22 protein-coding genes, 1 pseudogene and 1 CRISPR repeat array (1 of these 24 only partly in view) are annotated in these 23,871 nt (G+C 40.2%); of the genes and pseudogenes, 2 read left to right on the top strand and 21 right to left on the bottom strand.

Annotation, left to right across the window (positions count from 1 at the left end):
• A CRISPR array of direct repeats spans positions 1-2,374; the repeat unit is 29 nt; unit sequence CTTTACATCCCACTACGTTCAAATAAAAC; it reaches 1,249 nt to the left of the window's first position.
• A gap of 188 nt (positions 2,375-2,562) precedes the next feature.
• The 8 genes and pseudogenes from cas2 to cas6 all read right to left on the bottom strand — a co-directional run bounded on the left by cas2 (position 2,563) and on the right by cas6 (position 10,598).
• Positions 2,563-2,826 carry a CRISPR-associated endonuclease Cas2 gene (cas2, locus tag ABEV15_RS00835; protein ID WP_012574449.1) on the bottom strand — a complete coding sequence of 88 codons (264 nt, stop codon included), beginning with the start codon at positions 2,824-2,826 and terminating at the stop codon, positions 2,563-2,565.
• Position 2,827: 1 nt separating this feature from the next.
• A pseudogene (gene cas1b, locus ABEV15_RS00830) lies at positions 2,828-3,812 on the bottom strand (type I-B CRISPR-associated endonuclease Cas1b).
• Complete coding sequence (gene cas4 / locus ABEV15_RS00825; protein ID WP_498852121.1) at positions 3,812-4,309, bottom strand: CRISPR-associated protein Cas4; 498 nt, start codon at positions 4,307-4,309, stop codon at positions 3,812-3,814. Before cas4 ends, cas1b begins: the two are co-directional and overlap by 1 nt.
• A 14-nt stretch (positions 4,310-4,323) precedes the next feature.
• Positions 4,324-6,501 (bottom strand): CRISPR-associated helicase Cas3', encoded by a 2,178-nt coding sequence (cas3, locus tag ABEV15_RS00820; RefSeq protein ID WP_498852120.1) that lies wholly within the window; start codon positions 6,499-6,501, stop codon positions 4,324-4,326.
• Between the two features lie 11 nt (positions 6,502-6,512).
• Positions 6,513-7,214, bottom strand: coding sequence for a type I-B CRISPR-associated protein Cas5b (cas5b, locus tag ABEV15_RS00815; protein WP_498852119.1), 702 nt, complete (start codon positions 7,212-7,214; stop codon positions 6,513-6,515).
• A 2-nt stretch (positions 7,215-7,216) separates the two neighbouring features.
• Positions 7,217-8,104, bottom strand: a complete 888-nt coding sequence (gene cas7i, locus ABEV15_RS00810; protein WP_498852118.1) for a type I-B CRISPR-associated protein Cas7/Cst2/DevR — start codon at positions 8,102-8,104, stop codon at positions 7,217-7,219.
• The gene (gene cas8a1, locus ABEV15_RS00805; protein WP_498852117.1) at positions 8,101-9,873 is read right to left on the bottom strand and encodes a type I-B CRISPR-associated protein Cas8b1/Cst1; all 1,773 of its coding nucleotides are present in this window, start codon (positions 9,871-9,873) and stop codon (positions 8,101-8,103) included. Before cas8a1 ends, cas7i begins: the two co-directional genes overlap by 4 nt.
• Positions 9,870-10,598 carry a CRISPR-associated endoribonuclease Cas6 gene (cas6, locus tag ABEV15_RS00800; RefSeq protein WP_498852116.1) on the bottom strand — a complete coding sequence of 243 codons (729 nt, stop codon included), beginning with the start codon at positions 10,596-10,598 and terminating at the stop codon, positions 9,870-9,872. Before cas6 ends, cas8a1 begins: the two co-directional genes overlap by 4 nt.
• Before the next feature lie 250 nt (positions 10,599-10,848).
• Here cas6 and ABEV15_RS00795 point away from each other — a divergent pair, with 250 nt between their 5' ends.
• The gene (locus ABEV15_RS00795) at positions 10,849-11,472 is read left to right on the top strand and encodes a thermonuclease family protein (protein WP_091704360.1); all 624 of its coding nucleotides are present in this window, start codon (positions 10,849-10,851) and stop codon (positions 11,470-11,472) included.
• Between the two features lie 580 nt (positions 11,473-12,052).
• Here the strand turns inward: ABEV15_RS00795 and ABEV15_RS00790 are convergent.
• The 5 genes from ABEV15_RS00790 to ABEV15_RS00770 all read right to left on the bottom strand — a co-directional run bounded on the left by ABEV15_RS00790 (position 12,053) and on the right by ABEV15_RS00770 (position 15,806).
• Positions 12,053-12,283 carry a YrhC family protein gene (locus ABEV15_RS00790; RefSeq protein WP_498852115.1) on the bottom strand — a complete coding sequence of 77 codons (231 nt, stop codon included), beginning with the start codon at positions 12,281-12,283 and terminating at the stop codon, positions 12,053-12,055.
• 63 nt (positions 12,284-12,346) lie between these two features.
• Entirely contained in the window at positions 12,347-13,480 is a 1,134-nt protein-coding gene (locus tag ABEV15_RS00785) for a bifunctional cystathionine gamma-lyase/homocysteine desulfhydrase (protein ID WP_498852114.1), read from the bottom strand.
• Position 13,481: 1 nt separating this feature from the next.
• Positions 13,482-14,405, bottom strand: a complete 924-nt coding sequence (locus tag ABEV15_RS00780) for a PLP-dependent cysteine synthase family protein (protein WP_429632163.1) — start codon at positions 14,403-14,405, stop codon at positions 13,482-13,484.
• 45 nt (positions 14,406-14,450) lie between these two features.
• Positions 14,451-15,149, bottom strand: coding sequence for a 5'-methylthioadenosine/S-adenosylhomocysteine nucleosidase (mtnN, locus tag ABEV15_RS00775; protein ID WP_429632165.1), 699 nt, complete (start codon positions 15,147-15,149; stop codon positions 14,451-14,453).
• 18 nt (positions 15,150-15,167) lie between these two features.
• Positions 15,168-15,806 (bottom strand): class I SAM-dependent methyltransferase, encoded by a 639-nt coding sequence (locus ABEV15_RS00770; protein WP_429635174.1) that lies wholly within the window; start codon positions 15,804-15,806, stop codon positions 15,168-15,170.
• Positions 15,807-15,942: 136 nt separating this feature from the next.
• On the opposite strand from ABEV15_RS00770, the gene ABEV15_RS00765 reads away from it, so the two are divergent.
• A complete protein-coding gene (locus ABEV15_RS00765; RefSeq protein WP_429632169.1) occupies positions 15,943-16,146 on the top strand; it encodes a DUF2536 family protein in 204 nt (67 codons plus the stop codon).
• A gap of 4 nt (positions 16,147-16,150) precedes the next feature.
• Here ABEV15_RS00765 and ABEV15_RS00760 read toward each other — a convergent pair whose 3' ends face one another.
• From ABEV15_RS00760 to mltG, 8 genes are all read right to left on the bottom strand, one after another.
• Positions 16,151-16,747: a YrrS family protein gene (locus ABEV15_RS00760; protein WP_498852113.1), complete on the bottom strand. Its 597-nt coding sequence runs from the start codon at positions 16,745-16,747 to the stop codon at positions 16,151-16,153.
• Positions 16,744-18,492, bottom strand: coding sequence for a peptidoglycan D,D-transpeptidase FtsI family protein (locus tag ABEV15_RS00755; RefSeq protein WP_498852112.1), 1,749 nt, complete (start codon positions 18,490-18,492; stop codon positions 16,744-16,746). Before ABEV15_RS00755 ends, ABEV15_RS00760 begins: the two co-directional genes overlap by 4 nt.
• A 47-nt stretch (positions 18,493-18,539) precedes the next feature.
• Positions 18,540-19,016: a transcription elongation factor GreA gene (greA, locus tag ABEV15_RS00750; RefSeq protein WP_429632176.1), complete on the bottom strand. Its 477-nt coding sequence runs from the start codon at positions 19,014-19,016 to the stop codon at positions 18,540-18,542.
• Positions 19,017-19,107: 91 nt separating this feature from the next.
• Entirely contained in the window at positions 19,108-19,743 is a 636-nt protein-coding gene (udk, locus tag ABEV15_RS00745; protein WP_429632178.1) for a uridine kinase, read from the bottom strand.
• A 1-nt stretch (position 19,744) separates the two neighbouring features.
• Entirely contained in the window at positions 19,745-20,998 is a 1,254-nt protein-coding gene (locus ABEV15_RS00740) for a peptidase U32 family protein (protein ID WP_429632180.1), read from the bottom strand.
• 29 nt (positions 20,999-21,027) lie between these two features.
• Positions 21,028-21,957, bottom strand: coding sequence for a peptidase U32 family protein (locus ABEV15_RS00735; RefSeq protein ID WP_004889322.1), 930 nt, complete (start codon positions 21,955-21,957; stop codon positions 21,028-21,030).
• 1 nt (position 21,958) lies between these two features.
• The gene (locus ABEV15_RS00730; RefSeq protein WP_429632184.1) at positions 21,959-22,606 is read right to left on the bottom strand and encodes an O-methyltransferase; all 648 of its coding nucleotides are present in this window, start codon (positions 22,604-22,606) and stop codon (positions 21,959-21,961) included.
• 109 nt (positions 22,607-22,715) lie between these two features.
• Positions 22,716-23,798 carry an endolytic transglycosylase MltG gene (mltG, locus tag ABEV15_RS00725; RefSeq protein WP_498852111.1) on the bottom strand — a complete coding sequence of 361 codons (1,083 nt, stop codon included), beginning with the start codon at positions 23,796-23,798 and terminating at the stop codon, positions 22,716-22,718.
• Between the last annotated feature and the right edge of the window lie 73 nt (positions 23,799-23,871).

Genomic DNA, 23,871 nt, shown 5'->3' with positions numbered 1-23,871 from the left:
AAAGAATTGATTGCAACTTTACATCCCACTACGTTCAAATAAAACTGACGTAAACTTTCTTGATTTGATCTTTACCATCGACTTTACATCCCACTACGTTCAAATAAAACGCAGGTTTATAATGTACTTGTAAGGAAAGTATAATAATAACTTTACATCCCACTACGTTCAAATAAAACTTGATGAAAGCGGTCAAATGTATATTGATTTTGAAGCATCTTTACATCCCACTACGTTCAAATAAAACTCATGATTTTTTCAGCAGTTGAACCGGCAACGATTTTAACTTTACATCCCACTACGTTCAAATAAAACGAAACACGATCGTACACGTTATGTGTATCGCGTACCTTCTTTACATCCCACTACGTTCAAATAAAACGGTGAAGTGATTGAAATTAGTGACGATGACCTTCCATTCTTTACATCCCACTACGTTCAAATAAAACTGAGAAAAGGGAAGCCCGTCGATGTTGTTACCTTATCGACTTTACATCCCACTACGTTCAAATAAAACCTATTCAGTGTGCTTGCAAATTCTCGCTGATCCAGCTTTACATCCCACTACGTTCAAATAAAACGCGCCATCGTAAACAATCGCTCATTACCATCGTTCACTGCTTTACATCCCACTACGTTCAAATAAAACTTCCGAGTTCCCATTCCACGCTCATAATTATCCAACTTTACATCCCACTACGTTCAAATAAAACTTTAATACCTCAACTGCCTGCATTAAACGATCTGGCACCTTTACATCCCACTACGTTCAAATAAAACTTTGAGTTTTTCCCCCAGCGAAGTTTTCCGCAATAGACCTTTACATCCCACTACGTTCAAATAAAACATAATCAGTTTTGGAATTGGTTTTACATTTATTCTCTTTACATCCCACTACGTTCAAATAAAACTGATGTCGGCTAAATTTTGAAACGTCTCAACGAAAATATCTTTACATCCCACTACGTTCAAATAAAACCATCAATTCTTGCGCTCAGCACGGATATGGAAATCAGCTTTACATCCCACTACGTTCAAATAAAACCTGCATTCCATGTCACACGCTCTACGTGTTTAGGTGACTTTACATCCCACTACGTTCAAATAAAACGCGTGAATATCATTAATTTTCGTTGCTTCGTATGATACCTTTACATCCCACTACGTTCAAATAAAACGGAACATCAAATCCACCTTTTTCAAACGCTTCAATCTTTACATCCCACTACGTTCAAATAAAACTATTAAAGCTCCCAGTTCCTGCGCCTCCAGTTGTTCCTGCTTTACATCCCACTACGTTCAAATAAAACCATCGTACGTTTCTTTCTCCTCCCCCCATTTCTTTTTGCTTTACATCCCACTACGTTCAAATAAAACTATGTTGACGGCAAACCCTATGCTACTTTTGTTTACTTTACATCCCACTACGTTCAAATAAAACCGATCATCGCCCAATCCTTCCGTTCCTTCCTTTCCTTCTTTACATCCCACTACGTTCAAATAAAACCAAAAGAGATCGCCGAACATCTGGGACGATCACAAGAGACTTTACATCCCACTACGTTCAAATAAAACATGTTATCTGTACCGATGTTTCATTATACAGTTTAGAAACTTTACATCCCACTACGTTCAAATAAAACCGGTATGCAGTTTTTGTATACTAAAACCATCTGGTAAAACTTTACATCCCACTACGTTCAAATAAAACAGTTTCCCGTCAGACGGTTTTTGTTGCGATTGTACTTTCTTTACATCCCACTACGTTCAAATAAAACGAATGTTAGACCAGCTTGGCGCTGCGCTCCCTGTCGCCTTTACATCCCACTACGTTCAAATAAAACGCACAAGTGTAATCCACGTTCCATGTGTGAATCGCCCGACTTTACATCCCACTACGTTCAAATAAAACAGAACCGATCAAAACCATCGCGTTGAATACAGGATGCTTTACATCCCACTACGTTCAAATAAAACGCATCTTATCTCCCCCTAAATACATACGGTATTTTCTTTACATCCCACTACGTTCAAATAAAACCGTTTTCCTTCGTACTCCCATACCATCCCATCACCGCTTTACATCCCACTACGTTCAAATAAAACGCCCATCCAGAATTTAATTTTTGAAGCAACAGAATTCAACTTTACATCCCACTACGTTCAAATAAAACTCGCGCTCCCCCTATGCCCCGAATTTTTCGCCTAATTCGGCTTTACATCCCACTACGTTCAAATAAAACACCTTCTTTTAATAAAAAACCTTCCTTCCAAAACGGACTTTACATCCCACTACGTTCAAATAAAACAGCAATTTTATAATTTTGATTGTTCCAAATACATACCTTTACATCCCACTACGTTCAAATAAAACCCCCTAAAATCCAAAAGCAAAAAGTGCTGTCATATCAACGATTTTTGGAAAGCGTTGATATGACAATCTTCTGCGTTTTGCAGTAAAGTGCCGGTTGTGTTTTTCTTCTTCTTTAAAAATACCGCATTTTTCATTGATATATCAAGCGTTTTGACCCATTTTTTAAAAGTCTAGGTTCACTGCAAATGTTAAAGAAACAATTCATCAAAGTTTTTTTCTTGTCCAAACACTTGCTTTTTGATGTTCTTCGGATTAGCCACCTCGTAAATATAGATGGAATCCTCATCTTCATCAATGATTTGATCAATTTCATTTAAACATTTCATCAACAAACTTTTTGTGATTTCCCCCTCGAACACAGAGTTTTGCGTCCATGTTAAGTATTCCCTTAATTTTTTGCATACTTTATTCACGCGTTTTTCTCCAACATCGTACGTAATAATTACAAACATATTACCACCATGCCTTCAACGGTTTATAAGGTTCATCGCCAATGAAATGCTTAATCAGCTTATAGCATTCCAGACGAATAAAATACCGATAGCTTACTTTTCGCTTCAGTCTTCGATGTTGTACGGTTGTTGATAGCTTCTCATCCCACTCTTTAATAAAACGCTTTTTGCCTTCTTCATTTAGCAAGACCATCCCATCTAAAAAGTCAAAATGCTTCTGAGTAATAATGCGGTTGTTAATGCAAGAAATAATCACTACGTCGACAATCAATGGCTTGAAAATCTCGGATAAATCTAGACATAAAGAAAACCTTTTCGTTGACGGCTCATGTAAAAAACTAATCGTCGGGTCTAATTGTGTTTTATAAATTTCCGACAAAACGGCCGTATAACAAAGTGAATTTCCAAACGAAATAAGCGCATTTAGCGGATCCTGCGGCGGTTGTTTCGTTCGTTTTTCAAAGATAAAATCTTGCCTCAAAATCGCATTAAATGACTGATAATAATGTTGACGAATGCGCCCTTCGATTCCCATTAGTTCTTGAACTGTCGTGGCACTATCCATCTTTTTTGCTTCCTCTTCGATAGCTTGCACATATTGTTCTGTTTTTTCTTTATACCGGCGAATATTCCGTAACATATGGTGAACCGCGCTTTGCAAAAATGCCTTTGCCATGTATAACCGTTTTTTCCAAGTCAAGATAATGGGCGCTTTGTCGCACTACTGTAAATCCTGAAACTTTTTTATTCCGCGGACAAAACGTTCCTGCATAAAAGCCATAATAATTAAATACATGAAGATGAACATCGTGCTGGCTCAATAAATTTAATAGCGATGAGTTTAAATCTATTTCTCCAAATACATATAAATTGTCCGTTTGATGAACAGGAAGACTTTTTTTATTTTCTTCTTCATCAAAAAAGTATAGCGTATTGTCTTTTCTTTTTAGCCTACCGTTAGAAAAAATGTAGTGATCCCTTAACATTAATCATCACCTTCCAGCGCAAAACAAAACTCATAATACGCGCATTTTGTACAATAAGGCAGTTTTTTTAGCTTCGGTGGAGAAGCGGAGTGAACGATTGCATAAATTTCCTTTATCGCCTTTTCAATTGCTACCTCATCTTTTTCCGTTAGTTCTATTTCTTCCGTTTTCCGCTCTTTCGTATAGCTAATTAACCCCTTCTTCTGAACGCCTCGCTTCTTCAACCCATATAGGTAATACAGCATTTGAAACCGATCTGCCTCTGACATTTTACTTGAAAGTTTAATTTCACGAATGTACTCTCCATCCAAAGCATCTAACTTAAATGCATCATCTACTAAAATTTCCCTATCTTCCAAACGTGGATAAGCTCGTTCGTGTAAAATCTTCCCTTCTATAACCCGCTCATGTTCATTTTCCATCGCAATTCCTTTTGAAAACAACCATAATTTTCGCTTGCACACTTTGTAATACTGCATTTGCACACCGCTAACCATGAATAAGCACCTTCTTAATGTTGATTGGATGAAGGTTTGTCCAATAAAATCCCCTTCCCTTTCAACCGTTCTCGATTAAAGTCGTATTCAACTTCGGCAATATATATATGATCAAATGGCTTTGGCAAACGCTCCGACACATATTTTTCTGCTACATATCGCTGAACGCTAACCGTTTTCTTTTCAATTTCCATCCGTAATTCCAAGCGTTTTTTCCATTCTTTTTCTTTTTTATATCTCTCGAATAGATGCTCAATCTGATCATACATTTGCCGCGTAATGATCTGGATGTTTTGAATATCACGTAGCTTTTGTTGTGCTTCTCGTTTATCCATTCCATATGGATCAAGATTGTCGAACATGTATAAGGCATCTTCAAACTCTTTCAAAAATGATGTTCCTTTTAATCTTTCTCGATCATATAGTTGCTTTACCATTTCTACCTTGGCACGTTCGTCAACAATTTGGTGATCGTATGGCTTTAACAGCCGAATGCTCTCATTTACAAGATGTTCGTTATATACTCGCGGAATACCAGAAATATTTTCGGTGAAAATATGAATATTGCAATTGTCATGGTCTAGTGCTCTTTTACGGTAACAACGGCCGAAACGTTGAAATAAGCTATCTAACGTTGACATCTCTGTAAACAAATAATCAAAATCAATGTCAATACTTGCCTCGACGAGTTGCGTTGTAATCCAAATTCCTCGTTCATTCTTTTCATTAAATTGTTTAATGTGTTTTTCCAATAGCTGACGATCTTCTTGTGTAAACTGTGAATGAAGTAAGTAGATAGGGACTTGTGTGTCACAATCTAAAAATTTATCATAAAGACTCATTGCCTGACGAACAGTATTGACGATGACAAGCACTTGTGATGTTTCGCCCAAGTTTAACATTTCTCCAATCACTTCTTCTATCCCCTCAGAACGTAGGGAAATTCGATGACGGTGGACACTTGTGTCAATGAACTCCTCGATCGCAATCTGGTCGTCGTTAATCACGTTTCGCTGTTTTAGCTCTTCTAAATATAAAGTTGGAAGTGTGGCAGTCATAATCATAAATTTTCCGCCTACACGATGAATCATTTCGAGCGATTTAATCAACATCGCTGCAATGCGTGGTTCATATGCTTGTATTTCATCAATAACTACTTTCGCATTTGCCATCGCTGATAACTCTTTTTCAAAACCTTTATAGTAAAATGGAAACTTTAAAATTTGGTCTATTGTTGTAAGCAATAGCTTCTTTGCATAATGCTCAGACTGTTGCTTTAATTCTTCCCAATTTTCCTCTTTGTCTACTAAATAATGCACACTTGTTGAGTGAAGCAATCCAACGGCATCATACCCCATTTTCTCTTTTATTCGATCATAAATCGCATTTATACTTACCCGAAGCGGTAATGTGAAAAATGCTTTATCATCTTGAATCCATAACAATGCCGCTTCCGTTTTCCCCATTCCTGTTTGGGCAATCGCGATCACATGCTTATCGCTATGCTGTTCAGCAAATTGTTGCAAATCGTTTTTATGAAATCCTTGTTTTTGCATATATTCATTGACATTTGTATAGATCGATTTTTCCACATCGCTTTCAACATCAATATGCGCAGACGCTGCATGGTCTAAACGATGCAACAATCCTTTTATCATGACATATTTCCAAAATTCTTCTCCGTCATGATATGTATATCTTTTTAACAATCGATCGACGAATCGATATGAGAATTTTTCTGTCATAGGTAAACCCATATGTTCAATTAGTTCCGGTAACTGTTGTTTTATATCGTTCTCTAAAACATGACGAATCATTTCCTTGTCCGGATGCTGGTCACGCTCATGATGATAACCAACCGCGTGAATGAGTAGTCGCTCTTCTTCTTTCGTGAGGTCTAGTTGTTTCAGCGGGATACATCCTACTGATAAATAATTGTGAGGTACATTTGCTTCCATATCCGTTTCTAATACAGATTCACGAATTGCCTGTCGGATTTTATTTTGAAACACCGTATTCGCTTTGCCGACATCATGATACTGCACAGCAATTTCTAACAGCTTCCACATCCTCTCATCCATCAACATAAATTTGTGACCGTAAGCGTCTTTTAGCAAATGTAAATTATAAAGGAGACGATCCGTATGTTCACGAATCGTCTCTCTTCCCTCCGATTTTGCATAAAAAACCATCATTGCCCCTCCTACAGATGATAAAAAACTAGTTCCCCGTCTTCATCAATCCATACTCCTTCTGGCGCCTCAATCCCTCTTTGTACATAACCAACATTAATTTTTTCCCACTGCCGAATCCCATTAACAATTTCATATTTCCAGTTGAGTTGATAAGGGATACTTTTTGTCTCTCGATCAAGAAGATGGCTAGGAATATAAGCGTTCCATTGTACAGTTTTCTCTTCTTCAAACTCTTGAACGTCCACGAGTTTATATTCATCAATCCGAACTAAATCTTCCCAACGCCCGAGGCTGTAATGAGTTGTATTATGCTCAATAGCATGAATGATTTGTTCTAATATGTGCTGCTCTGCTTCGACATGGATTAATAAATGGACGTTATGCAACAAGTGCGTGTACATTGGCATTGTCGTGATTTCATTTTTATCGTAAGAAAATTCAACTCGCGCTAGCCCATCTAGAACAAGTGGAAAACTTGATAGTTCTTTCTTTTTGAAAAAATAATATCGTTGATAATCAAGCAGCTTTGCTTCATACGTTCCCTGTACACTCAAGCGCATCGGGATAAACTGATTAGCATCAAGCAAAGCATGAATCATTCCTTTTACGGTTGAATATGGCGGAAGGGGATACGTTTCCGCCACTTTGGAAGCAAACGGCTTTTTATAGCACGCTGTTTCTTGAAATAGTTTTAATCGTAACGCCTTCATATTTAAACACCGTAATACGATTGGATTTGTTTTGAAACATATTGGAAAAATGGTTCGACAGGCATCACTTGTTCATTAAATAAATCATAAAACTCTCCTTCATTTGCAAACACGCCGCTTAATATGCCAATTCGTGTATCTTTGCCGATTGCTTCCCCAGCAAATGTTTGTTCCATTGTTTCCTTAATTGGCTTTGTTTGTATAGCCCATCCATTCGCTGTTGCACTTAACTGTACACGCCCAAGGAAAAATGGATTTGCCACGTTATACATTCCACCGATGACGAAAAGTGGGGCTAAATTTTCTTGTCTCCCGCGAATGTTGCGGTTTAGCACTTTTAAAACTTCAAGCAGCTGGAGTACACGATTCACTTTTTCTTCGTTCGGAAGTTCAATCTCCCCATCTACACCGACACGGTTTAAGTCAATGGTAAGCGTATATGTGTAAAAGCTATGGTGTTGCTCAATATTGGCTAAGTTAGCATCTTGTCCAATGCGGCTTGCAAGCCCCATGTTGTTTAAAAATTCCAAATCACTTTTGTACGGCTCAAGCGAGATCGCATGGCTTAATCGAACAACAGCGGGGCGCTTTTGTGAATTTTTATCCGTTTTTAAGTAACCAAATAAGTCCATTTCAACAGAGTCGTTAATCGTCACATCTTTTTTAAATTGAACAACCCCGCTTGCTTTGTCAACCGTATCTAAATTCCACCCAAACAGCTCATTTCCAAGGCGAACGATATCGTAGCGAATGCTTTGGCGTGAAGCATATGTATATACTTCACCATCGCCACGATGAAATTTTTTCAGCTCTGAAATATTGGCAATTCCTTCTCCATAGTTTAATGAGTTTGCTTGAAAAATGACGGTCATCGTTAACGCTTTTTTCATGCTTGGACTTCCTCCTCTTCTTTATATTGGTTCGCAAGTAATCCAGCGATAAATGCATTTGCCACTGTCGCAAAATCTAAATCCCGTTCGTGTAACGCATTCAAGAAAATAGGGGAAATTGGGCGATCTGCTGACATGTAAATACGCAAAAGCGTGTCCATAAAATTTTTTCTATTTCCTGCTTTCGCAGCGTTTAACAAACGGTAAGCAATGCTTGTTACTTTTTTCTCCGATCCGCTTGAACGCATAATCGCGTCACGGATTTCCCGTCCTTGCATAAACAACGCGCTTACTCTTTTATCTGTCGAGGCCACATCTCTCACTCCTTTTTTAAACTGCAAAATTCGATTTCGCTCCCGCACAGCAATGTACGGGCCAATAGAGCCTCTTTCATTTTTGATACAATCAAGCAAATAGTTATAGATAACATAAACGGGATCAGCCCCGCGCAACACATATTGCACAAACTGCTCGCGATAGTCGTATGATTTGATGTGATCAAGCCTGTCTGCATATTGTTTGAAATAGTTGGCTAAGTAAATAGGAAGGTGGTAATAATTCAAGTGTGTTTTCTTACTGCTATAATCCGAAAAAAATTCTAGGAAAAATAAGTGATCGATCACATACTCTGATTCTTTTTTTACGCTTTGAACGAGTTGACTGACGATCTTGTTAAAAGGCTCCCTTTTTTTCTTTAACTCCCTAAAATGATTGTTTTTTTGCAAAACCTCGGCAAAAGTGGCATCCGTCTGAACAAAACCTGCATACAATCGTCGTTCTGTTTGTTCATTTATTCCTTCGTTTTTGTAATAAATGGTCGAGCCAATAGGTGCGAATAAAAGCACAAGTTTCGCTAATGAAGATAATGGTTTAGGTTGCTGACTATCAAAATGCCAACTAAAGTTAAATGCGTTATCTTTCGCAACACCGATTGGAGAAAATACCATTTCTTCAAAGTTATAAAAAGCAAGATGTTCATTAAAAAGTAGACATTTATTTATTTTTGTCTTGACGTATTTTTGTACTTCTTCTAACGTTTTTTTCTTCCATGCTCGTTTTAATTGTTTAAACGGTTGATATTCACTCTGTTTTTCTAACAAAGAACTTATCGCTTCAATAGAATGACTATCTCTAAGAGCATATTCCAACTGTAGATCGCTAATCACAGGCAACACGTAACTTTTATAAAACTCCTCTACATGTCCATTCAAGTCCAAACTATTCTTTGTCACATTTAAAAAAGATACTTGTCCAAAAAAAGACTGTAATATAGCGGCTTTAAAATAATTGAAGGTCAATTTTTCGTTAATCTTTTCTTCATTCACAATATTTTTAAACGCATGAATACATTTTAACAGCTGATCCATATGTTCGTATTTTTTTATTTCCTTCATTTTGTCAACAATGTTTTCTAATTCATGGCTAGAGAAATATTTAAGAATTCTTTTCCCCGTATCTGATATAACTTTCTTTATCGCTGTCAAATGCTTTTTAAACTGTTCTTCGTTCTCCACCTGTTCGATGTAAGCATCTAACCTGTCACATTCCCTTCTAGCAACACTATACTCCTCCAATAAATACAGAAAATATGCTCTTGGCAATTGCGGAAGTACATCGGTATCAAGTTCAATTCCCCACGGCTTAACCGTCACGCTATCTTTGTATTCATCGCTAATGATTCCTTGTTTCCGACCATATTCAAATACACGATATAACCCCACAAGCCCCATGTTGACCATCCATTCACCCATGCGCAGTTCAATTCTCATTCCCTCACCTCCTCTACTTCAAGCATTCCGAATCCTTGATTACGCCGCTTGGACAAACCGAGCTGATAAAGTAATTGTAAATCAGCAGGATCTCCGCTCATCTTAAATAAGCCATGATACGTGGTGAAATATAAATGCTGTTGTTCTCCATACTTTTCAGTAAATTGACGATTAGATTCTTTGATGACCATCTTTTTAAATCGAATAGGTTGTATCATCAACGGTCTGCATAATCCCGTGCCACGATATTCAGACAAAATTGTATCGGCTAAATAGTTGATATGTTTTTCATAATTCTTGTCATCTGGTGCAATTGGCGATTTGTTTTCATCTTCTACTAATAAAGGCGAGAGCGTTCGAAAGACAACCGTAGATGATGTAATCTTTTTTTCATCTCCCATGACTATTTTTCTTCGAGTAAATTCATATCCTTTATACTTAAAGCTTTTTTGACTTTGCAAACCGTTATATACATGAAGCAAAAATTCATAATCAGGTGAACTAATAATAATGCGTAGTTCATCTAACTCAATTTCATCACCTTTGAAGCGGAAATTTTTTAAAAATGGCGAGAAAACAAAAGGTTTTGTTGCATTTGCTTGCGCATATAACCGCTCGTAATACTCCTCACTGGATGCCCGTATACTTTCTTTAAGAATTGAAACAATCATCATTCGGTAATGAAGCGGTATTTTTTTTACTTCAAACGAACAAATGATCCTCATAATACACCTCCTTTTGCCCCATTTTATCGAAAAAGAAAAGAAAATGTTGTCGTTTTTTGTCAAATAAAACTAAATTTCAGGAAATTTTCATAATTTAAAACATGACATATTCAATCATTATGTTAATAAATTCGGAATCAGAAGCTCCCAAATATTCATCTATCTTCTTCATTTTCTTGACATAATATTTAAATATAAAAATAATAGGAAAGGGAGCAAAAAATATAGAGGACAAAGGAGGAAGTTTATTTTGTTTAGAGCCGTATTTTCTTTTCTCATCGCTTTCACTATTCTCTTTACTTCTTCTGCATACGCCCACCCCGGAAAAACAGACGCAAACGGCGGGCATACTTGCCGCACAAATTGCGAAAAATGGGGGCTAAAAACAGGAGAGTATCATTATCATGATAAAAACGGCAACATTATTCGCCAAAAAAGTAAAGCCGCGGGTGTTCCTGCTATTCGTATAAATTCAAAACATATCGTAAAGGTCATTCGTGTAGTAGATGGCGACACGATCGATGTACGCTTCTCCAACGGTGCAACATCACGAGTTCGTTTCATTGGGGTTAATACACCAGAAACCGTCCATCCTCAAAAACCAGTCGAGAAATATGGGAAAGAAGCGTCTAATTATACGAAAAAACGATTAACTAACAAAACTGTCACACTCGAATTTGATGTCGGGGTAAAAGATAAATACGGTCGATTCCTAGCGTACGTTTGGGTTGGAAAAGAGCTTTACAACGAAACGCTCGTCAAAGACGGATACGCACGTGTGATGACGATTCAACCAAATGTAAAGTATCAACAACGTTTTCTTGAGGCTGAACGAAAAGCACGCCAACAAAAGAAAGGTCTTTGGAACGTATAAACAACATAAAAGCTGTTCCGAACAACACTTCGGAACAGCTTTTTTAATCCTTATAGGTACGATAAAAACATCAAAATGTTTTTTGGCTAACATTTTTTTATTGATATTTCAATTCCTCATAGGTACGATACAAACTACAGGATCTCCGTTTGGATTTGCCCACATCACATCATAATTTCAATTCCTCATAGGTACGATACAAACCCCAAAAAGTGTTGATAAATCAACACATGGAAAAGCTATACAATATCATTATACATACATCCGAAAATTCAGTCAATAGTCTATATCCGTTGATACAACTGAAAGAGTGACAAAATACAAACTGTCGTCGATCCCCCGGGGTTTTTGCAAGATTGGAGGTCGACGACAGTTGTGAAGTTTATCACAAATAAATTTTATTAAAAACAGTCTCCTGTTTAGAGACTGTTTTATGCTTCGGCGTTCACTTCCGCGATAATAACAAAACCGATGACAGCTGTAATGACTAAGCCTGTAATCATCCACATCATCATGCATTCCCCCTTTGCCCATTTTCTTTTATTTTACATGTTTTTTCTTTGTACGAAAACAGGGGAATTTACTGTTCATTGTCTAATTTGCGCAAATATGTGTTGGCGCGGTGAGAGAAAATGATCGATGCAAGCATAAGTACGAATACGCCTCCGATTACGAGCGGGCGCTTTGTTGCGTCGATCGCTTCTGGAATGAGTGTGCCGATATATAAAAACGCACTAAGCGCAAATAAAACGAGACTATATGCTTTGTAGTCACGCGCTTTTCCTAACCAATTTCGCCTTTGTTGTTCCAAAACAACCGCCCCCCTTTCCTTCCTTCAATGTATCATAGAAAAGAAAAAAGGGGGCGATGTAATTTATGCCAAAGCTTGTGCTAAATCTTCAATTAAATCATCCGCATCTTCTAAGCCAACAGAAATGCGAATAAGTCCGTCCGTAATGCCGAGTTCAGCACGACGCTCTTTCGGGATAGAGGCGTGCGTCATTTTTGCAGGGAGGGAAATTAAACTTTCGACCGCTCCTAAACTTTCCGCTAGCGTAAAGTAGCGGACGCGCGTGAGCACTTGTTCTGCTTTTTCGGCATTTCCAACGTCAAATGACACCATGCCGCCAAAGCCGCGCATTTGTTTTTTCGCTACGTCATGATTCGGATGCGACGAAATCCCAGGGTAATACACGCGCGTAACAGCTGGATGATTCGTTAAAAATTCAACGATTTTGCGCGTATTTTGTTCATGTTCTTCCATGCGAATGCCGAGCGTTTTTATGCCGCGCATCAATAACCACGAATCTTGCGGACCGAGAATACCGCCTGTCGAGTTTTGAATAAAATGGATGTCTTTCGCTAGTTGTTCGCTATTGACGACGACAAGCCCAGCGACAACATCGCTATGACCACCTAAATATTTTGTCGCGCTATGAATGACGATGTCTGCGCCAAGCGCAATTGGTGTTTGCCAATATGGTGTGCTAAACGTGTTATCGACAATCGTTAATAATCCATGACGTTTCGCAATCGCTGCTGCCCCTTGTACATCCGTAATTTTTAAAAGCGGATTTGTCGGTGTTTCGATATAAATGGCTTTCGTATTTGGTTGAATGTGCGCTTCAATATTCGCTAAATCGCTCGTATCGACAAATGTCGATGCAATGCCAAGACGGTTCAACACTTTCGTCATGACGCGGTATGTGCCACCATATACGTCATCTGTTAAAATGACGTGATCGCCGCTATTGAACAACATCATGACGGCAGTAATGGCTGCCATGCCTGAACTGAACGCAAAGCCAGCATATCCTTCTTCCACATCTTTAATAAGCTCCTCTAGTGCATGGCGGGTCGGGTTGCCTGTACGTGAATATTCATATCCTTTATGCACGCCGACCGCTTCTTGTTTATACGTGCTCACTTGATAAATTGGAACAGAGACAGCCCCTGTATGCACATCTCCCGCAATGCCGCCATGAATCAATTTCGTTTTTCTTCTCACATTACATCCCGCCTTCATAAATATGTTTACTTAAATATCGTTCGCTGCTATCTGGAAAAACGACGACGATGTTCGTTCCTTCCTCCGCCTGTTCCGCTTCTAATAAAGCGGCATGAAATGCGGCACCAGATGAGCTGCCGACAAGCAGTCCCTCTTTTTGCGCAAGCTCCTTGACGCGACGAAACGCATCGTCATCTAAAATCGTATGGATGGCATCAAAATAGCTCGTATCCATATATGGTGGCAAAAATTCCATGCCGATGCCTTCGGTGCGATGTGGACCCGGTGCTCCACCGTTTAAAATCGAGCCTTCTGGTTCAACGATGACCGTTTTTATCCGCGCATTTTTCTCTTTTAGAAATTTCGCCGTCCCCATAAATGTGCCGCCTGATCCAGCACCAGCAACGAAAACATCAATTTGTCCGTCCAGTTGCTCCCAAATTTCTGGTCCGAGCGTTTTATAATACGTGCGTGGGTTAGCTGGATTTTCAAACTGTTGTGGGCAATAGGAGTTTGGAATTTCAGCGGCGAGCTCTTTCGCTTTCCGAATCGCCCCTGCCATTCCTTCGCTCGTTGGCGTATTGATGATGGTTGCGCCAAGTGCGCGCATGAGTTGTTGTTTTTCGATGCTGAACTTTTCGGGGACGCAAAAAATGACGCGAATGTTTTTTCCGATCGCCGCAAGCGCAAGACCGATCCCTGTATTGCCTGCCGTCGGCTCGATAATCGTTCCACCTTCTTTTAACTTGCCTGTCGCTAGCGCATCGTTTAACAATTCTTGACCGAGACGATCTTTGATGCTTCCGCCCGGGTTAAAATATTCCAATTTCGCAAATATGCGTACCCCTTTTGGCAGCGGAAATTGCGTAATTTCAACGATTGGCGTATGGCCGATCAATTCATGCACGTTTTTCGCTACTTTCATGTTGTGACCTCCCAAAAGATGAAAAGAAGGAGAGGATGCCTCTCCCTATTTATTTAATTCATTCACCATTAATTGAACAAGTTCAGATGAATGAAGGGCTGCTTTTTGTAAAAATTGTTCAAACGATATGTTTGACTCTTTACCAGCGATGTCTGATAACGCGCGAATGACGACAAACGGGACGCCAAATTGGTGGCATACTTGCGCAATCGCAGCGGCTTCCATTTCGACGGCATATAAGTCTGGAAATTGTGTGCGTACAAAATCGACGCGCGCTGGATCGTGCATAAATGAATCGCCTGTCGCAATTAATCCTTTCGCCACTTGAATATCGCGAATGTGCGCTGCACTCGTTTCGGCTGCTTGTACTAATCGCTCATCTGCCGCGTATCGCGCTGGCATGCCCGGCACTTGACCATATGCGTAACCAAATGCCGTCACGTCTACATCATGATGAACAACTTCGGTTGAAATGACGATATCACCAACGTTTAGCGACGGCGCAAAACCGCCAGCAGAGCCTGTATTAATCACAACATCTGGCGCAAAACGTTCAAGCAAAATCGTTGTTGACATCGCTGCGTTTACTTTACCGATACCTGATTTTAATAAAACGACGTTCGCTCCGTCTAATGTACCGCTATAAAATGAGCAATTTGCTACCGTTGTTTCTGTTCGGTTCGCTATTTTTTCTCGTAAAATGGCTACTTCTTCTTCCATCGCTCCAATGATCGCTATGTTCATCGTTTCAACCTCTTTCACCTATTGTTTGACAGCCTCCATCAACCAAACGAAGCGATTCATCGGCGTAAATGTGACCGTAAAACCATGTGTAGTAAACATATGCTCTAAGGCAGGAATTGTCGTGTAATATTCGCGCTGTAAGTCTTCCGCTAAATCGACGAATCCTTTTTGTTTCGCTTCTGCGATCATCGCCTCGTACGCTTCGTGGTTAATAAACGCTGTATCCGCAAACACTATTTTACCACCTTTATGAAGAAGTGTGCTATACTTGCCGATCGCTTCTTCTTTTTCTTGATCTGTTAAATGGTGAAAAGCATATGTGCTCACGATCGTATCGATCGGTTCATTTGGCAAAGGAAACTGTAAAAAGTCTCCGTCTTCAATCGTCGCATGACCGAGTTTTTCTTTGGCGAGCTCACGCATCGGTGCAGACGGTTCAATGCCATATACGGTTTTATTCGCCTCAATTAGTTTTTTCGTTAAATTTCCTGTCCCAACCCCAAACTCTAACACGACGTTGCCGCTTTTTTCAACAACTGTATTTAAAATCGTCTCATATCCGTCAAATACGTCGCGATATTGTTCATCGTGCCCGTATACTGACGAATCATACGATTGTGCCCAATTCTCAAAGATGTCTAAAAACTCACGTCCCATGATGTCACACTCCATTAAATATAATAATTCCTATAAGTATAGTATGAATTAAATGTACTGCTGTTCTCAATCTATCACATTTTTTTTAGATGTTCAATGGAAATGTGTTAAACTACGTGTAGAGAGGAGGAGGACGATGATTACGTTTGATCTCATTCAAGATAAAGTGGAATTTTTCGAAGCGACGGACTTAGCGGCGTTAGAGAAAAAAATTAATGAGCAAATTGAACATAACAAAGCGATTATGCTTGAAGTGCATCATGTTTCGTATCAAATGCAACTGTTAGAAAACGGACAACGTCTTTATAGCGCGATGGTGCATTTTAAAGCAAAAAAATAGAGCGTCACGGACGGCGCTCTATTTTTTTAAATTGTTGTACTTTTGTTGGCTTCCACCCTTCATTTGTCACCCATTCGATAAACACTTTATAATGTTCCGTTTTATCTTTTTTGGAGACAGTAGCAACAGCATGATTCGGGCTTCCTCCATTTCCGATAAACCAAACGATCAAATCAGAAGAAGAAATGCCAGTCGCATAACTAATCGCATCGAGCATTTCTTTCCAATCAACTGAATTTTTATCGTATTGTGTCACATGTGGCTCCGATTGCGTTGTACCGATCGGCTGCCATGACGGATTGACAATCTCACGGATGACGTTTGAGTTTGGATCATCGACAACCGTTTCTTCAACGGTGTCGTTCGATTGTTGCTCATTTATTTCTGTTTCCGTTTCGGATGGTTGCTCATCGTTTGGCGGCTCATTTGTCTCCACTTCAACCGATTGTGGAGATGTGTTTGTTTCTTTCACCGGACGGTCGTTGGCGAACAACCATTTCCATCCGAAAAATAAAATAAGCGCAAACACAATCGCAATGAACGTATTTAATACGCGGTTTACTTTTCTTTGTTTTGAACGTTTCGCAAAACGGCTGCTCACTCTTCGTTCATTCCTTTCTGTTCCAACTCATATGTTGCACGAACGATATCGGCAAAAATGGCGTTCGTGACAGAAGCGGCTGATGCTGTTTCTAATTGTACCACAACGAGCGCATATTTTGGACGGTCAGCTGGAAAATAACCTGCAAACCATTTGTTTACGAGTCCTTCTTCCCCCGTTTCTGCCGTTCCCGACTTTCCTGCGACGGCATAAGGCAATGGTTGAAACGCGCGACCCGTACCTTCGGAATGCGTCACAACGAGTTGTAAAAGCTCTTGTAATTTATCAATCGTCTCTGGACGTAACGAATCTGTTGTTAGTCGCTTCTCGTCGAAGGTGAAAAATGTTGTACCGTTTTTATACATCATTTTTTGGGCGATGCGCACTTGCTTTGCCTCACCGCCGCGTGCAATTGTCGCCATCATATTCGCCACCGCAAGCGGTGAGACACGCACATCTTTTTGTCCGATCGCCGTTTGGGCAACAGCAAGCGGAACGTTTTTGTCTCTTTCATCCGTCCAAATTTTCCCTTGCTTCTCTTCATGAAGCGGACGAAACGATTCGAAGTGATATACATCTCCTTCCCAGCCGACACGCGGAAATAGGCCGAGTTTTTCGGCATATATATCAAACATGTTTTTATCCATAGCGATCAACTGTTTTCCTAACTCCGCAAATGTGTTGTTGCAACTAATCGCAAAGCTCTCTTCAAACGTGCGCATACCTTTCTTTTTTTCTTCCGGCTCACCGTTAATTTTTCGATCGCAGTTAAACGTTTGTCCGTGAACAAGCCCGTTTTCAAGTGCCGCTGCTGCAACGACAACTTTAAAAACAGAGCCCGGCACTTGAGGAAGAAGAGCACGGTTTTCCGCTGCTCCGTCTTTATACGGATCCCGTTCATCAATCGCCGGGGCGCTTGCAAGCGCAACAACGTCGTTTGTTTCGACATCGAGCAAAACGACAGCGCCTTTTTTCATCCCATGTTGGGCAATCATTTGTTCGATGCGCTGTTGGATCGTGCGATCAATCGTTGTTTGCACCGTAATTGGATAAAACGGATTTGCCTGCTCTGTATATTTCACATCCATGCCAAACAGCGGCTCACCGCGAGCGTCTACGTGATACAATAGCTTCGTTTCCCCATCAGGAATTAAAAATTCATCAAACGAACTTTGCAAACCAGCAACGCCGATTTTCGTTTTTGGCGATAATTTTCGCTCCCCGTACCGCTCCCCAAGCAACTTTTCGCTTTCTCCAAGAAAACCGATGACGTGTTGGGCGTATTTTTCCTTTAGTTCGTATTGTTTATGAACAGCGATGACACCGGGAATATGCAGCTTGTTAATGCGTTCCATTTGCCACGGTTGAAGCTGAATGGGCCGTTGTCCGTCATGCAAAATGATCGGACCTTTCGCCTCTTCAAGCTGTCGTTTCAACACTTCTTTTGGCACGGAAATGATCGCAGCAATTTGATCGATTGGCCAGTCCATTTTTTTTAAAAATGGAAATAAAACTAGCGTCGGAATGTATTCATATGTGAGCGGCTCGCCGTTTCGATCAACAAACACACCGCGACCATCATCGATGACGAGTTGTTCCGTTCGCTGAGCAACGCTTTCCTCAATTAAATTGATCCCATGAAACGATTCGGTGCTCACAAGTTGTAGCTGAACGAGCCGACCGACCAAACCGAATATCGCTAATTGAATAATTGTTAATATGATGACGATTCGTTTTTTTTCCATAAAAAACACCTCGTCTTCATTGTCGACGAGGTGTTGGATTTTAAAACCTATTTTACTGCGATGATTTTTACAACCATATCGCCGCCAGGCGTATGAACGGTTACTTCTTCGCCAACACGGCGGCCGATGAGCGATTTCGCAATTGGAGAGTCGTTTGAAATTTTTCCTTCAAACGGATCAGCTTCTGCACTACCGACGATCGTATACGACTCTTCTTCCCCATCTGGAAGCTCGACAAATGTCACCGTTCTTCCAAGCGATACGACGTCTGTGCTTTCTAAGTCTTCTTCAATAATTTTCGCATTGCGAATCATATTTTCAAGCATTTGAATGCGCGATTCAACGAACGCTTGCTCATCTTTTGCTGCATCGTACTCCGAGTTTTCGGATAAGTCCCCGAAGCTGCGCGCAATTTGAATGCGCTCTACGACTTCTTTCCGCTTCACCGTTTTTAAATATTCAAGTTCTTGCTCAAGTTTCTCCTTCCCCGCTTTCGTCATTGGGTATTCTTTTTCCATTGACATGACATTCACTCCTTTTATTTATGTATGGAAAATGTACGAACGGCTCGTTCGTACAAAGACAAAAAGTTTACATATTATCTATGCTATGGTATTACAAAATAGACTTTTGTTCAAGAATCGTTTGAATTTTTGTAACCATTAAATCGATGGCAACGTGATTATGGCCGCCTTCTGGAATAATAATGTCGGCATACCGTTTCGTCGGCTCAACAAACTGATTGTGCATTGGACGCACGACGTTCACATATTGTTCGATGACCGATTCAAGCATGCGACCGCGCTCTTTAATGTCGCGCAATAAGCGGCGAATAATACGAATGTCGGCATCCGTATCAACGTACACTTTAATATCCATTAAGTTGCGCAATCGTTCGTCTTCTAATACAAGAATGCCTTCTAAAATGATGACATCTTTCGGCTCGACGCGAATGACTTCGTTTGAACGAGTATGAAGCGTATAGTCGTATACAGGCTTGTCAATTGGTTCGTAATTCAAAAGTTTATTAATATGTTCAATAAGCAAATCATTGTCAAAAGCAAGTGGATGATCGTAGTTTGTTTTTAATCGTTCTTCAAACGGCAAATGACTTTGGTCTTTATAGTAAAAGTCTTGTTCAAGCATTAAAATGGAATGTCCTTGAAAATGTTCATAAATCGCTTTTGTAACGGTCGTTTTCCCCGAACCAGAGCCGCCTGCAACTCCGATGACAACCGGTTTCTTCCTCATGTTAGTGCCCCTTTCTCATCATGTTGTATGGGAAAACTTCTCGATCGACTTTAAAACGAACAATTTGGAGCGGATGACGAGCTGCATCAAGCTCATTTCCTTCTTCATCCCAAATTTTTTCAATGACTTGTGTAAAATTTTCGATTTCAGGTCCGAAAAATTCAACTTCATCGCCTGGTTTAAAGAAGTTGCGCTGTTGCAACGTCACGATGCCTGTTTCTTTGTCGTAGTCAAGCACAAGACCGACGAAATCGTACGTCGTCTTTTTGCTATGAACGCCAAACATTTGCTCTTTATAGCCTGGAACACCTTCAAAAAAGGCTGGCGCGGTGTCACGATTCGCACATTTATCGAGCTCATCTAGCCACTCTTTGCGAATGACGAAATTGTCAGGGTCTGCACAGTAGGCATCAATGACTTTGCGATACACGCTAACGACGGTTGCGACGTAATGAATGGACTTCATTCGCCCTTCGATTTTTAAACTATCAATACCGAGCTCAATCATTTTTGGAATCGATTGAATTAAATTTAAATCTTTCGGGCTCATCGCAAACGGATCGTCGTTTTCATCAAACAATGCGATGGCACGGTCTCCTTCGAGCTTGTACAAATCGTAATCCCAGCGGCACGACTGACAACAGCCCCCACGGTTAGAATCGCGCGCAGTCATATGGTTGCTTAATACACAGCGACCAGAATATGCAATACACATTGCACCGTGAATAAATGTTTCAATTTCAATATCGACTTTTTCTTTAATTTCGCGAATTTCTTCCGCGCTTGTTTCGCGCGCTAAAACAACCCGTTCAAGCCCTTCTTCTTTCCAAAATTGCACCGCTTTCCAGTTTGTAAGCGACTGTTGGGTACTTAAATGTACTTCTAATTTTGGTGCGACGCGACGTGCGGTTTCAATAATAAGCGGATCCGCGACGATAATGCCATGCACACCAACACGCTCTAAACCGCGCAAATAATCTTCAAGCCCCGGAATGTTTTCGTTATGTGCGTAAATGTTTGTCGTCACGTAAATTTTTGCGCCATATTTTTTCGCAAATTGCACACCTTCGGCCATTTCTTCAAGCGTAAAGTTGTCGGCATTAGAACGAAGACCGTATTCTTGTCCGCCGATAAAGACAGCGTCTGCTCCATAATGAACAGCCACTTTCAACTTCTCTAAGTTGCCAGCAGGCGCAAGCAACTCTGGTTTTTTCACAATGACGCGCTTGCCATTGATAATTTGTGATATGCTCATGAAGGCTCCCTCCTTTTCGTTTAATATGTTTAATATACCGTTTCTTTAAAGAAAAAGCCGGTGTCTAACGGGCGATGTGTCGGCTGAATCGCTTCAATGCGCGCAAGCAGTTCACCTTTTTCCTCTTCGTATTGCTCGCGATTTTCTGCACATAAATCAATGGCGCGGCGATATAATTTCGTTACTTCTGTAATATAATCTGGCTCATGAAGCACGCCGTCAATTTTAAAGCTATCGATTTTGGCGTCAATCATGTCTTCAAGTTCATCAATAATGCAAATATCATTAGGGCTCATAATGTGCGTACCGTTTTCATCTTCAAAAATCGGATATTTGTTGTCGCGTTCTTTGTCGTACAAAAAGAGCCCTTTTGCGTATTTCATTTGTTGAATTTCCATAAACTTGCCTTGATATTCGAAATAGTTACCGATGAGGGAACGTTTCGATTGGAACATGCATGTCATTCCATGTACTTGCACTTCAATTTCCACTTCCGCATGATTTTTAATATCAATGATTTCTTCCATATTCAGCTCGCGGGCAAGAACGGCACGTTTTGCTCCTTTTCGTCCCCAATAGTTGCAAGCGTACCAGTTTGTCGCTGTCGTTTCTGTATTCCAATGAAGTTTCATATGCGGTGCTACTTCCCGTACTGTCATTAAGACAGCTGGGTCGCCAAACACGATCGCATCGACTTGTTGCTCTGCCAAAAAGCGGACATAGTCGCTCAGTTCATCAACTTTGTCATTATGAAAAAGTGCGTTCATTGCCACATATACACGTACATCGTTTTTTCGAGCGACTTGCATCGCATCGATCACATCTTGACGTGAAAACTCACCTGCTAAACGCAAGCCGTACCGTTGTTCACCAATGATGACGGCATTCGCTCCTGCTTGTGCGAGTTGTTCAATATGCGCCACGCTCGTTGGCGTAACAAGCAATTCTGGTTTTTTCATTCTATTCACCTCGTTTTCTCGATATCGCCATTCCGTCACCGATCGGAATGATGACTGTCTCATAGCGTGGATGCGCCATAAGCCATTCGTTATATGCTTGAATTTTTTTAATGAGTTGGCGAATACGTTTTTGTTCCACTCGTTCGTCTAAAGCGACAAGACCTTTAAACAAGACGTTATCCGTTATAATGATTCCTTGTTCGCTTAAAAGTGGCTCGTACAACTCAAAAAAGCGGCGATATTGTCCTTTTGCCGCGTCAATAAACAATACATCAAACGGAGCATGTTTTTTTACTTCATCGCTTATATGAAGCGCATCGCCAAACAATAACGTCATTTGCGCTTTTGTATTCGTTTGTTCTGCATAAACAAGCGCTTGTTTGTAGCGCTTTTCATCTCGTTCAATCGTGACAATGTGCGCATTTGGCAACGCTTTTGCCATGCGTATGGCGGAGTATCCAATCGCGGTGCCAATTTCTAAAATGCGCGTCGGTTGAACAAGTTTTAAAATGTGCAACATCGTTTCGATGCTGAGCGCATCCATAATCGGCACATGATGTTCATGTGCATATTGTTCCATCGCTACGATCGCTTCTTCTTTTTTTGGTAGTAATCGTTCTAAATAATGAATCATTTCCTCATTTACCAACGAACTGTCCTCCTCGCAAAAACAAGAGTTCAAACGAATTGAACTCTTGTTTCATCACGATCCATAACTTCATATATACTACCATAAATAAAAACAAAAAGCGAACGTTTTATTGCTTTCCGATATATTTTGCCTTCTCGCGATTATGTTCGTCAAGTGTTTTTGTAAAAATGACATCTCCGGCTGGCGTCGCTAAAAAGTAAAAATAGTCCGTCTCCGCTGGATGAAGCGCCGCGTGGATCGACACCTCGCCTGCGTTCGCAATCGGTCCCGGTGGAAGTCCTGTATACATGTACGTATTATACGGGGAATTCACTTCTAAATCTTTATAATATACACGTTGTTTATGTTTTCCAAGCGCATATAAAACAGTTGGGTCTGTTTGTAATGGCATACCTTTTTCTAATCGATTGTAAAACACGCTTGCGATTTTTTCGCGATCCGCTTTTTCCGTTGCTTCTTCTTCAATAAGTGACGCCATCGTTAGCAATTGATGGACGGTCAAGCCACGCGCTTCCATGTCTTCTGTATATTTTGCTAATACTTCTTCCGTTTTCGCAACCATGGTTTCAATGATTTCTTCGAGCGCAGGTTTTTCTTCTGTAAAGGAATATGTCGCTGGAAATAAATATCCTTCAAGCGCATAGCGAATGTTTTTATTTAAAATGTTCGTTGTTAAAACGGAAGGATATTTTTTTATTAGCTCATTGATATAGGTGCGATTAGTTAATTTCGCCATAATGTCTTCGGATGAATAGCCTGTTTTTTGCGAAATGATCGTTGCAATTTGCGTTAGCTGTTTTCCTTCTGGAATCGTTATTTTTAACTTTGCTTCTTTGACGACTTTTCCTGTTTTTAGCTTGTCTACAATTTGCGCTACCGTCATTGCTTTTGTAAATGTATAATTACCCGCTTGAAAGTCGGCGTGGTTTTTAAATTTCACATAATAGCGAAAAATGGTCGCATTTTTAATCACACCGTTTTTTTCTAATACATTCGCAATCGTATACACCGATGAACCGATTGGAATTTCTACTTGAATTGGTGTTTTGTCGTTCGGATCAACCGGCTGCAAGGCGGAACGAATATATGCAAACAAACCGATGCATGCGGCAATCATCAACAATAACAAAGGTGCGGTAATATATAAGACAATTTTACGCACCGTTTTCGCTTCGTGCTCTTGTAACATGCGTCATCCTCCCCTCACTTTTGACATTATACTACAAACACCGACACGACATAAAATCGAGTAGGAGGAGGTG

It is taken from the genome of Bhargavaea massiliensis (assembly GCF_050480245.1).
GTDB lineage: Bacteria > Bacillota > Bacilli > Bacillales > Anoxybacillaceae > Anoxybacillus.
This window is presented reverse-complemented; position numbering and strand designations above follow the sequence as displayed.

Excerpts from the sequence above, each read along its gene's own strand:
- cas2 (WP_012574449.1), bottom strand. The coding sequence starts at position 2,826 with ATGTTTGTAATTATTACGTACGATGTTGGAGAAAAACGCGTGAATAAA.
- cas4 (WP_498852121.1), bottom strand. The coding sequence starts at position 4,309 with ATGGTTAGCGGTGTGCAAATGCAGTATTACAAAGTGTGCAAGCGAAAA.
- cas3 (WP_498852120.1), bottom strand. The coding sequence starts at position 6,501 with ATGGTTTTTTATGCAAAATCGGAGGGAAGAGAGACGATTCGTGAACAT.
- cas5b (WP_498852119.1), bottom strand. The coding sequence starts at position 7,214 with ATGAAGGCGTTACGATTAAAACTATTTCAAGAAACAGCGTGCTATAAA.
- cas7i (WP_498852118.1), bottom strand. The coding sequence starts at position 8,104 with ATGAAAAAAGCGTTAACGATGACCGTCATTTTTCAAGCAAACTCATTA.
- cas8a1 (WP_498852117.1), bottom strand. The coding sequence starts at position 9,873 with ATGAGAATTGAACTGCGCATGGGTGAATGGATGGTCAACATGGGGCTT.
- cas6 (WP_498852116.1), bottom strand. The coding sequence starts at position 10,598 with ATGAGGATCATTTGTTCGTTTGAAGTAAAAAAAATACCGCTTCATTAC.
- ABEV15_RS00780 (WP_429632163.1), bottom strand. The coding sequence starts at position 14,405 with ATGAAAGTAGCGAAAAACGTGCATGAATTGATCGGCCATACGCCAATC.
- mtnN (WP_429632165.1), bottom strand. The coding sequence starts at position 15,149 with ATGAACATAGCGATCATTGGAGCGATGGAAGAAGAAGTAGCCATTTTA.
- ABEV15_RS00770 (WP_429635174.1), bottom strand. The coding sequence starts at position 15,806 with ATGGGACGTGAGTTTTTAGACATCTTTGAGAATTGGGCACAATCGTAT.
- ABEV15_RS00765 (WP_429632169.1), top strand. The coding sequence starts at position 15,943 with ATGATTACGTTTGATCTCATTCAAGATAAAGTGGAATTTTTCGAAGCG.
- ABEV15_RS00755 (WP_498852112.1), bottom strand. The coding sequence starts at position 18,492 with ATGGAAAAAAAACGAATCGTCATCATATTAACAATTATTCAATTAGCG.
- greA (WP_429632176.1), bottom strand. The coding sequence starts at position 19,016 with ATGTCAATGGAAAAAGAATACCCAATGACGAAAGCGGGGAAGGAGAAA.
- udk (WP_429632178.1), bottom strand. The coding sequence starts at position 19,743 with ATGAGGAAGAAACCGGTTGTCATCGGAGTTGCAGGCGGCTCTGGTTCG.
- ABEV15_RS00740 (WP_429632180.1), bottom strand. The coding sequence starts at position 20,998 with ATGAGCATATCACAAATTATCAATGGCAAGCGCGTCATTGTGAAAAAA.
- ABEV15_RS00735 (WP_004889322.1), bottom strand. The coding sequence starts at position 21,957 with ATGAAAAAACCAGAATTGCTTGTTACGCCAACGAGCGTGGCGCATATT.
- mltG (WP_498852111.1), bottom strand. The coding sequence starts at position 23,798 with ATGTTACAAGAGCACGAAGCGAAAACGGTGCGTAAAATTGTCTTATAT.